The organism is Streptomyces sp. 150FB (genome assembly GCF_000818195.1).
Lineage (GTDB): Bacteria > Actinomycetota > Actinomycetes > Streptomycetales > Streptomycetaceae > Streptomyces.
The window spans coordinates 2,371,632-2,380,608 of the sequence record NZ_JTHL01000001.1 but is presented as its reverse complement, the minus strand read 5'-3'; the positions used below and the strand labels follow the sequence as shown (position 1 = coordinate 2,380,608).

Genomic DNA, 8,977 nt, shown 5'->3' with positions numbered 1-8,977 from the left:
CGCAGCTCCTGCGTACAGCACTTCACGCTGCCGCCGCCCTTCAGCAGCTCCCCGAGATCCACCCCGATCGGCTCGAAGCCGCGCTCCCGCAGCGCCTCGTACAGGCCGGCCGCCGCCTGCGGCAGCAGTACGTGCAGCCCGTCGCTCACCGCGTTCAGGCCCAGCGCCGCCGCGTCCCGCTCCCCGGCGATCAGCGCGTCGGGGAAGAGCCGGGCGAGCACCGAGCGGCTGCCGGGGGAGAAGGCGCCCGGGTAGTACATGATCTCGTCGGCCGTGTCGTCCAGCACGCACAGCGCCGTGTCCAGGTGGTAGTAGCGCGGGTCGACCAGATCCAGGCCGATCACAGGCCGGCCGAAGAACTCCTGCGCCTCGTCCTGTGCCAGCGGACTCGACCGGAATCCGCGCCCCGCCAGCAGGTAGGACGCGGTGACGGCGAAGTCGCCCTCGCCCTCGTTGACGTGGATGGGATCGAGTACGTCGGTGAAGCCCTCACCCCGGAACCAGGCCAGATGCGCCTGGGCCTCCGCCTCCCGTTCCCGGTGCGCGAAACGCGCGCCGAAGACCCGGCCGTCGACGACCGTCGCGCCGTTGGCGGCGTACACCATGTCGGGCAGGTCGGGCAGCGGTTCCAGGAGCGAGACGCTGTGGCCGAGCGCCCGGTAGCGGTCGCGCAGGACCTCCCACTGGGCTACGGCCAGCGGCAGGTCCACGGGCTTCGACGGGTCCATCCAGGGATTGATCGAGTACGTCACCCTGAAGTGGGTCGGCGGGCACATCAGGTATCTGCGGGGCGAGGCGTCACGAGGCAACGAGGGCTCCTCACGAGCGGTGGGCGCACGACGGTGTGCGTGAAAGCCATGGTCCACTCCGCGACGCTTTCGCGCTGTGATCCGATCGGGTACTTATTGGCCCCATGACAGAGAGCAAGGCACCCGACTCCACGCGCCGCAGTGAGCGCTCACGTCGCGCGATCTACGCGGCGTCGCTCGCCCTGGTGGGTGAGATCGGCTATGGCAGGACGACCATCGAGGGCATCGCGGCCCGCGCGGGCGTCGGCAAGCAGACGATCTACCGCTGGTGGCCCTCCAAGGGCGCCGTGCTGCTGGAGGCCTTCCTCGACCTGGGCGAGCAGGCCGCCGCCGCGCTGGGGGAGTACGAGATCCCCGACACCGGTGACCTGGCCGCCGACCTCAAGCTCGTCATGCGCGCCACCGTGGACCAGATGACCGACCCCGCCTTCGACGTGCCGGCCAGGGCGCTCGCCGCCGAGGGGGTCATCGACGCGGAGCTGGGCGTCGACTTCGCCACGAAACTGCTCGAACCGCAGCTCCAGCTCTATGTGAAGCGCCTCGAAGCCGGCCGCCGCGCCGGGGACGTACAGCAGGGCATCGACCTCCGGATCGCCCTGGAACTGCTGGTAGGACCGATGACCCACCGCTGGCTGATGCGGACGCGCCCGCTGACCCACGCGTACGCCGAAACGCTGGTCGAGTACGCGCTCCACGGCCTCGCCCCACGCCCCTGAGGTGGCCCTCAGGTGCCCCTGATGTGTCGAACGCCACCGCCGGCGTACGCCCCCCGGTTCCGGAGCACGGCCATGTGAGGCGCAGGATGGTGGCACGATGGGAAGGGCCGCGAAGGCAAATGTGGGGTGTGAGGGGATAGATGGGCGACGACTTCGGCCGCTACCGCGGCACGGCAGGCAGGATTCCCCAATGGCTGCGCCGTCGCCCCAAGAAGAGCGCGGAGGCCGAGGGCGACGACCGCGAGGCGCTGCTCCAGGCCGTGGCCGCCGCCGGGATGCCCATCGCGCCGGCCGCGCATCCGCTCGGCTACCGATGTTCGTGCGAACGGATCGGCTGTCCGACCCCGGCCCGGCACCCCATCTCCTTCGCCTGGCAGACGCAGTCGACGACCGACAGCGCCCAGATCGAGCGCTGGGCGCGCAGCCAGCCCCAGGCGAACTTCATCACGGCGACCGGCCTCGTGCACGACGTGCTCGACGTGCCGCTCGAAGCGGGCAGCCGCGCCCTGGAACGTCTGCTGGAGGCCGGGATCGACGTCGGTCCTGTGGCCGACTCGGGCGGGGACCGGATGCTCTTCTTCACCGCGACCCGGGGCACCCCGGAGGACGAGGACGAGTGGTGGCCCTGTGAGCTGGACTGCCACCCCGAGACGATGGACGAGCACCCGGGGCTGCGCTGGCACTGCCGGGGCAGCTACGTACTCGTACCGCCGGCCCGGCTGCCCGGCGAACTCACCCAGTCCTGGCTGCGCGGCCCTGAGCACCCGCTCCCCGACCCGCTGACCCTGCTGGAGATCCTGACCGACGCCTGCGCGCGCTACGCGGGCGAGAACACCCAGCTCGACCCGCACGCGGTGGCCTGGCCCCTGGGCAGGTGAGCGGCGCGCAACAGGGGCGGGGCGAGGGCGGGGGCGCCAGGGCCTGACGGCCGCCGGACAGGCCTACGAGCCCTCCGCCCCGATCACGCCCTGGAGCCGTCCCGTCACCACAACCGGCCCGCTGCGCGGCACCGCCGCCGCCTCGCTCACCACCGACTCCTGGGTGAGGCTGCTCTTCACCTCGCCGGTCAGCAGCGGCTTCACACTCGCGCCGATCTGCGGTGTGTAGTTCTTGGCCGCCGTCTGCCGGTCGAAGAGCCGCGTCGTGAAGAAGACCATCGCGCCCCCGTCCTTCGTGGCGAGCCCGAGCGGCGCGAAATCCCCGCCCTTCACCGGCTGATCGATGTACTGCGTGGTGATCCCCGGCTTGTGGGCGTCCTTGTCGCGGATCGAGCGCCAGCCGTCGGTGTGCGGGCCCGGCGCGAAGTGCGCCGGCGCACCGGTCTTCAGGTACGAGGCGTACTCCGCGCTCAGATCCTTCGGCGCCACGGCCAGCGAGCCGTCCCCGGGGGAGACCGCCGTCGCCCAGCCGTCCTTGTCGGTCTTGATCTGCGGGATCTCGTCCGGCGAAAGGATCGTCAAGTACGCGACCTTCCACGGCTGTTCGGGCGCGCTCCGTACGAAGACCAGCGTCCAGGTGTTGTCACCGGGACCGCTGTCCGCGTCGCGGTTGCTGTCCGTCTCGGCGAGGAACCACCGGGGCCAGCCCGCCTTCTTGGGGATGGCGAACTTCGCTTCGGTCAGTGTGAGGTCCTGATGGCGGGCGTTGCCGTCCGGGCTGATGACACTGGCGGACTTCAGACCGGCCTGGTTTATGGCACCGAACGCGCCCGTGACGCTGCCCGCGTCGAGCTTCGGGTCGTACGCCTTGTCGGACGCGTTGTACGCGTCGGTGAAGTCCTTCAGCGCCTGGGCGGCCTCACTCCGGCTCACCGACGGTACGACCGCCAGTTCCCCGTGCACCGTCACGCACCCGCTCGCCGCCAGTGACAGCACTGTCGCCGTCGCGACCCCCGCCGCTGCCCGCATCGCCCGCTTCGCCCGAATCGGCCTTCTCATCGGTCGCCTTCTGCTCTGTGACCCCACCGCCCGCTGACCGTCCGAACCCTACCGGGGCCAGGAACAGGGCGAGCGTCGGGACCAGATACAGCAGCCACACCCAGGCCTGGACAACTGTCGGGTCCGGCTGGAAGTTGAAGACGCCCTTCAGCAGCGTCCCGTACCAACTGTCCGCCGGGATCGCGGAACTGATGTCGAAGGCCGTGTGCGTCAGGCCCGGCAGGATGTTCGCCTCCTGCAAGTCGTGCACCCCGTAGGCGATCACGCCGGCCGCGACGATCACCAGCATCCCGCCGGTCCAGGTGAAGAACTTCGCCAGGTTGATCCTGATGGCGCCCCGGTAGAAGAGCCAGCCCAGCGCCACCGCCGTCGCGATCCCCAACACCACGCCGATCAGCGGCGCGTGGGTGCCGTCCTGCGAGGCGCGCACCGAGGCCCAGACGAACAGCGCTGTCTCCAGGCCCTCCCGGCCGACCGCCAGGAACGCGGTCGCGACCAGGGCGCCCGTGCCCATCTGGAGCGCGGCGTCGAGCCGTCCGTGCAGCTCCGCCTTCAGATGCCGCGCCGTCCGCCGCATCCAGAACACCATCCACGTCACCAGGCCGACAGCGACGATCGACAGGGAACCGCCGAGGCCCTCCTGCGCCTCGAACGTCATTTCCTGCGAGCCGTATTCGAGCCCGAAGCCGAAGCCCAGCGCGAGGACGATCGCGACGCCGATACCGATCCAGATGGGGCGCAGCGCGTCACGGCGGCCGGTCTTCACCAGGTAGGCGACCAGGATGCAGACGACCAGGCTCGCTTCGAGGCCCTCGCGCAGACCGATCAGATAGTTGCCGAACACGCCGGGCCCACCTTTCCGCTCAGGGGATTCATGAGATCAGAGGATTCATGAGACCAGCGCCCGGCCCCACCAGTCGTCCTTGTCCCGGACGCCCGGCGGGATCGCGAAGACCGCTGAACCCACGTGCTGGATGTACTCGTTGAGCGCGTCGCTGCGCGCCAGCCGCTTCTGTACGGGGATGAACCCGTCCCGCATGTCGCGCTGGTACGCGAGGAAGAACAGCCCGGCGTCGAGGCGGCCGAGACCGTCCGTACCGTCGGTGAAGGAGTAGCCCCGGCGCAGCAGCCGCGCCCCGGCGTTGGTGTCCGGGTGCGCGAGGCGTACATGCGAAGTGGGCGGCAGCGCCTTGAGGTTGGGCGCGTCGCGCTCGTGCGACTTGCCGTACGGGGCGCCCTCGCCCTTGTCGCGGCCGAAGACGTCCTCCTGCTCCTTGAGCGACGTACGGTCCCAGACCTCGATGCGCATCGAGATCCGGCGGGCGACGAGGTAGGAGCCACCCGACATCCAGGCGGCGTCGTCCTGTTGAGGCACCCAGACGTGCTTGTCGAGCGTCGCGGTGTCCGTACCCGCGATGTTGATCGTGCCGTCCTTGAAGCCGAAGAGATTACGCGGGGTCTGCGCACCCGGCGTCGTCGACGACGTCTTGCCGAAGCCGAGCTGGGACCAGCGGATGGAGACCTTGCCGAAGCCGATCCTGGCCAGATTCCGGATCGCGTGCACGGCGACCTGCGGATCGTCCGCGCACGCCTGGACGCACAAGTCCCCGCCGCTGCGCGCCGGATCGAGATTGTCGCCGGGGAACTTCGGCAGGTCGACGAGCGCGGCGGGGCGCTTGCCTTCGAGGCCGAAGCGGCCCTTGGCGAAGAGCGAGGGGCCGAAGCCGACGGTGAGGGTCAGCCGGGACGGCTTGAGGCCGAGCGCCTCACCGGTGTCGTCGGGCGGTGAGACGTCGAGGCCGCCGTACGCGCCCTCACCGACCGTGTGCCCGGCCGTCATCCGCTCGGCGGCCCGCGTCCAGTCCTTGAGGAGCTGGACGAGTTCCGTGCGGTCCTCCGTCGTCACGTCGAAGGCGGCGAAGTGCAACCGGTCCTGGACGGCGGTGGCGATACCGGCCTGGTGCGGGCCGTGGAACGGCACGGCGGCGCCGGTGTCCGACGCGGACGCCGGGGGCGCGCTGTCGCCGTCGCGCAGGGCGGCCACGGTGCCGCCCGCCGCGGCGGCGCCGAGCGCGAGCCCGGCACCGCCCCAGCCGAGCAGCGAACGGCGGGAAGGGGGGGAGGAGTTGGCCTCGTCGCCCATGGTGAGATCCCTTATCTACTTGGTGACTGCCGCTGCGAGCTTGGAGAGCGGCTCGGCGAGCGCGTTCACACCGTCCGACAACTTCTTCCGCTGCGGCTGGGTGACCTTGTCGTAGGAGACGAAGTCGGGCGAGCCGGGAGCGGTCCGGTAGGTGTCGAGCAGAGTGTTGATCGCGGCGAACTGCTTGTCCAGCTCGGTGACAAGCGCCGGGTCGTTCTTCGCCGCGACCGGCTTGAGCAGCTCGTACGACTTCTGCGCGCCCTCGACGTTGGCCTTGAAGTCGACCAGGTCGGTGTGGCTGTAGCGGTCCTCCTCGCCGGTGATCTTCCCGCTGGCGACCTCGTCGAGCAGCTCCTTGGCGCCGTTGGCCATGGAGGTCGGGGTGATCACGGCCTTGCCGACGCGCTGCTGCCAGTCGGCGAGGTCCTTGTCCAGCTCGTTCGCCAGGGACTTCGCGTCGGGGCTGAGCTTCTTGTCCTGCCAGAGTTCCTTCTCCAGCCGGTGCCAGCCGGTCCACTTCTGGCCGGACTCAAGGCCGTCGGCGCGGGTGTCGACCTTCGGGTCGATGTCACCGAACGACTCGGCGACCGGCTCGGTGCGCTCCCAGCCGACGCGGGACGGCGCGAACGCCTTCTTCGCGGCGGCGATGTCACCGGCGCGTACGGCGTCGGTGAAGACCTTCACCTTCGGCAGCGTCGCGTCGGCCTGCTGCTGGGCGTACGTACGGTATCCGGCGACGGCCGCGTCCATCTCGGGGCTGCGCGTGGCGGCCTTGCCGCCCACGACGGTGACCTTCTGACGGAAGCCCTCGCCCTTCATCCCCGGAATGCAGGCGATGCTGTACGACCCGGCCTTCACCTCCGCGGTGATCTTGGCGCTGGTGCTGGGGCCGAGGTTCTCGCGCTCCGTGACGATCCGGTCGTCGGGGAAGAGGAGTTCGACCTCGGTGACCCGGGAGCCCTTGTTCTCGACGGCCAACTCGACATGGCCCGACGGGAACTGCTTCTTGGACACCGTGCAGGAGTCGTCCTTGGCCGTGACCTGGATGGTCCCGTCCCCGCCTGCCGTCTTGGCGTCGGTCTTCTCGGCGCAGCCCGTCACGGCGGTCAGGGCGGCCACCGCTGCGGCGGCGGTGACAACGGAGAAGCGAACAGCTCTCATGCGGGACTCCACGGAGGATGAAGAGTGAAAGTGAGGCAGACCTAACTTAACGAAGGCTTACCTGACCTTGTGTCGTTCGTCCAGTGATTCGGATCTCATTGTTCGGCCACGGACACGGAGAGGTCACGGCGGTCTCTCCGGAAGATCATGGCCGGGTCATGCGTCGGCCAAGAACGCCGGAGGCGTGAACAGGCGCCGCCGTGGTGCTTGAATGCCCGCGTGACTGACATCGACGTACTCAGCGTCTTCTGCGCCGGCGACGGCCGCCACGGCAATACGCTCGGCGTCGTACGCGAGGGCAGGGACTGCCCCGACCAGGAGTCCCGGCAGATACTCGCCGCCAAACTCGGCTACAGCGAGACCGTGTTCATCGACGACCCCGATCGCGGGGTGGTCGACATCTACACCCCGAGCCTGCGGCTGCCGTTCGCCGGGCACCCCCTCGTGGGCGCGGCCTGGCTGCTGGACCTGGAGGCGGTCAACCCGCCGGCGGGCGAGGTATGGGTGCGCCAGGACGGAGAGTTCACCTGGATCACCGCCCGCCCCGAGTGGGCCCCGGAGCGCACCGTCGCGCAGTACGCGTCCGTGGCCGAGGTCGACGCGCTGCCCACGCCGCCGCCCGGCGAGGGCTGGCTGTACGCCTGGGCGTGGCAGGACGAGGCGGCCGGCCGCGTCAGGGCGCGTGCCTTCCCGCGCCGTGGCGACGGGATCGACGAGGACGAGGCGACCGGCGCGGCGGCCCTGCTGCTCACGGCGCGACTGGGCCGCGCCCTGAACATCACCCAGGGCAGGGGCTCGCAGATCCTGACGGCCCCGGCTCCCGACGGCGAGATCGAGATCGGCGGACGGGTGCGGCTGCTCGGGACCGGGGTCGTGGTCTGACGTACGGCCGGATGTACGTACTGCCTGCTCGCTCTGGGCCAGGACCGCCGGTCAGGGCAGCGTCAGGATCTCCGCGCCCGTCTCCGTCACCACCAGGGTGTGCTCGAACTGGGCTGTCCGCTTGCGGTCCTTGGTGACGACGGTCCAGTTGTCGTCCCACATGTCGTGCTCATAGGTGCCGAGCGTGAGCATCGGCTCGATGGTGAACGTCATGCCCTGCTGGATGACGGTGGTGGCGTGCGGGCTGTCGTAGTGCGGGATGATCAGCCCGGAGTGGAACGCCGTGTTGATGCCGTGCCCCGTGAAGTCCCGCACCACGCCGTAGCCGAAGCGCTTCGCGTACGACTCGATCACGCGCCCGATGACATTGATCTGGCGGCCGGGCCGTACGGCCTTGATGGCGCGGGCCAGCGACTCGCGGGTGCGCTCCACCAGCAGGGTCGACTCCTCGTCGACGTCCCCGCAGAGGTAGGTGGCGTTGGTGTCGCCGTGCACCCCGTCGATGTACGCGGTGACGTCGAGATTCACGATGTCGCCGTCGCGCAGCACGGTGGAGTCCGGGATGCCGTGACAGATCACCTCGTTGACCGAGGTGCACAGCGACTTGCGGAAACCCCGGTAGCCGAGCGTCGACGGATAGGCGCCGTGGTCACACATGTACTCGTGCGCGACCCGGTCGAGTTCGTCCGTGGTCACGCCCGGCGAAATGTGCTTCGCTGCCTCTTCGCGCGCGTCGGCTGCGATGCGCCCCGCGATCCGCATCCGCTCGATCGTCTCGGCGGTCTGCACGTCGGACCCGGTGTACGGGGCGGGTCCGGGCTTCCCGACGTACTCGGGGCGGCGGATGTTTCCGGGAACGGAACGGGCGGGAGAGATCTCCCCTGGTACGAGCAATGGCTGGCCAGACATGCCAGCGAGTGTAACCAGCGTTCAAACGGTGCCCACGGGGCAGCATGGCGTCATAGGGAAGGAGCCGAAGATGGCCCTGTTCAAGAAGCGCACGGTCGGCAAGCCCGGCGAGTGGTTCTACTGCCTGGAGCACAAGACGGTCGAGGAGGGCCCTGACTGCCCGGCCAAGGACCGTTTCGGCCCGTACGCCTCCCGCCAGGAGGCCGAGCACGCGATGGAGACGGCGAAGGAGCGCAACGTCCAGTGGGAGAACGACCCCCGCTGGCACGAGGCGAACCGGGGTGACGACGACTCCCCGCCCACCTGAGGCGGCGGGGGGCCGGGCGCCGGGGGCCGGGAGAGGTTGGCCGGGCCGCGAGGCGCTGACCGGGGCTGGGCGGGCGCTGACCGGGGGCGGGAGCGGTCAGGCCGCTTCCGTCG

10 protein-coding genes are annotated in these 8,977 nt (G+C 70.0%); 4 read left to right on the top strand and 6 right to left on the bottom strand.

Annotated features, from left to right (window positions below):
* Window positions 1-809: dimethylargininase (gene ddaH / locus QR77_RS09875; protein ID WP_201778880.1), on the bottom strand; the 809-nt coding region annotated here is incomplete at its 3' end.
* Between the two features lie 104 nt (window positions 810-913).
* On the opposite strand from ddaH, the gene QR77_RS09870 reads away from it, so the two are divergent.
* Both QR77_RS09870 and QR77_RS09865 read left to right on the top strand, forming a co-directional pair.
* On the top strand, window positions 914-1,525 hold the full coding sequence (locus QR77_RS09870) for a TetR/AcrR family transcriptional regulator (RefSeq protein ID WP_040021038.1): 612 nt from the start codon (window positions 914-916) through the stop codon (window positions 1,523-1,525).
* 140 nt (window positions 1,526-1,665) lie between these two features.
* Entirely contained in the window at window positions 1,666-2,403 is a 738-nt protein-coding gene (locus tag QR77_RS09865; protein WP_040021037.1) for a bifunctional DNA primase/polymerase, read from the top strand.
* Between the two features lie 63 nt (window positions 2,404-2,466).
* Here the strand turns inward: QR77_RS09865 and QR77_RS09860 are convergent, their stop codons facing one another.
* Genes QR77_RS09860 through efeO form a run of 4 tightly spaced genes read right to left on the bottom strand, consistent with a single transcriptional unit; the run spans window position 2,467 to window position 6,766 of the window.
* The gene (locus QR77_RS09860; RefSeq protein WP_236710581.1) at window positions 2,467-3,336 is read right to left on the bottom strand and encodes a hypothetical protein; all 870 of its coding nucleotides are present in this window, start codon (window positions 3,334-3,336) and stop codon (window positions 2,467-2,469) included.
* The gene (gene efeU / locus QR77_RS09855) at window positions 3,323-4,306 is read right to left on the bottom strand and encodes an iron uptake transporter permease EfeU (protein WP_040021033.1); all 984 of its coding nucleotides are present in this window, start codon (window positions 4,304-4,306) and stop codon (window positions 3,323-3,325) included. Before efeU ends, QR77_RS09860 begins: the two co-directional genes overlap by 14 nt.
* Window positions 4,307-4,351: 45 nt before the next feature.
* Complete coding sequence (gene efeB, locus QR77_RS09850; protein ID WP_040021031.1) at window positions 4,352-5,605, bottom strand: iron uptake transporter deferrochelatase/peroxidase subunit; 1,254 nt, start codon at window positions 5,603-5,605, stop codon at window positions 4,352-4,354.
* Between the two features lie 15 nt (window positions 5,606-5,620).
* On the bottom strand, window positions 5,621-6,766 hold the full coding sequence (efeO, locus tag QR77_RS09845) for an iron uptake system protein EfeO (protein ID WP_040021029.1): 1,146 nt from the start codon (window positions 6,764-6,766) through the stop codon (window positions 5,621-5,623).
* 219 nt (window positions 6,767-6,985) lie between these two features.
* Here efeO and QR77_RS09840 point away from each other — a divergent pair, with 219 nt between their 5' ends.
* A complete protein-coding gene (locus QR77_RS09840; RefSeq protein ID WP_236710580.1) occupies window positions 6,986-7,648 on the top strand; it encodes a PhzF family phenazine biosynthesis protein in 663 nt (220 codons plus the stop codon).
* Between the two features lie 51 nt (window positions 7,649-7,699).
* Here the strand turns inward: QR77_RS09840 and map are convergent, their stop codons facing one another.
* Complete coding sequence (gene map / locus QR77_RS09835; RefSeq protein ID WP_040021026.1) at window positions 7,700-8,557, bottom strand: type I methionyl aminopeptidase; 858 nt, start codon at window positions 8,555-8,557, stop codon at window positions 7,700-7,702.
* Between the two features lie 70 nt (window positions 8,558-8,627).
* On the opposite strand from map, the gene QR77_RS43395 reads away from it, so the two are divergent.
* Window positions 8,628-8,864, top strand: coding sequence for a hypothetical protein (locus QR77_RS43395; RefSeq protein WP_078876582.1), 237 nt, complete (start codon window positions 8,628-8,630; stop codon window positions 8,862-8,864).
* Window positions 8,865-8,977: the final 113 nt, after the last annotated feature.

Coding starts and splice junctions, on each gene's coding strand:
- QR77_RS09870 (WP_040021038.1), top strand. CDS start 914: ATGACAGAGAGCAAGGCACCCGACTCCACGCGCCGCAGTGAGCGCTCA.
- QR77_RS09865 (WP_040021037.1), top strand. CDS start 1,666: ATGGGCGACGACTTCGGCCGCTACCGCGGCACGGCAGGCAGGATTCCC.
- efeB (WP_040021031.1), bottom strand. CDS start 5,605: ATGGGCGACGAGGCCAACTCCTCCCCCCCTTCCCGCCGTTCGCTGCTC.
- efeO (WP_040021029.1), bottom strand. CDS start 6,766: ATGAGAGCTGTTCGCTTCTCCGTTGTCACCGCCGCCGCAGCGGTGGCC.
- map (WP_040021026.1), bottom strand. CDS start 8,557: ATGTCTGGCCAGCCATTGCTCGTACCAGGGGAGATCTCTCCCGCCCGT.
- QR77_RS43395 (WP_078876582.1), top strand. CDS start 8,628: ATGGCCCTGTTCAAGAAGCGCACGGTCGGCAAGCCCGGCGAGTGGTTC.